The organism is Vibrio qingdaonensis, assembly GCF_026191675.1.
Lineage (GTDB): Bacteria > Pseudomonadota > Gammaproteobacteria > Enterobacterales > Vibrionaceae > Vibrio > Vibrio qingdaonensis.
On the sequence record NZ_JAKRRY010000166.1, the window covers coordinates 1 to 456 of the forward strand.

Here is a 456-nt window from a genome sequence, read left to right on the forward strand (position 1 = left end):
ATTTTCTAATATCCCCATTTTATCAAATGACGCCGCTCCAACCCTTCCATGTCGCCACGAGTAGACAATTTGCCGGTTTCGATCAAAGTAAACTTCCGCGTCTTGAGGTTTGAGTAAAAAAAGCAACCACGCTCCTAAAGATAAAGTGCACATCAGGGCAAGGAAGCCTGTCGTTGATAGAAAACTATCTAATTTCCCTAGTTGCTTAAGTGCTCTCATATGAGTAGACAGTGTCACATCACCGTCTTGCTCAAAATAGATGCGGTAGCCTTGAATTTGCTTTTCATTCTCAGCTAGCCTTCGGCGATAATATACCTCTTCTTCTACGTCGCCTTCATTTTTGGCATCTTGAATCCATCGTTTGTAATCGGAATTTCTACCTTGATGAAATTCAATCATACGCTCAGCTCGAGCCTTTTGAGACTCAAAGTTATATTTGTAGCTGGAATCGTAGAC

The 456-nt window shown here is 41.7% G+C and carries 1 pseudogene; it reads right to left on the bottom strand.

Annotated elements, in window-relative coordinates:
- Nucleotides 1-399, bottom strand: a pseudogene (locus tag MD535_RS25860) (hypothetical protein); the annotation flags it as partial.
- Nucleotides 400-456: the final 57 nt, after the last annotated feature.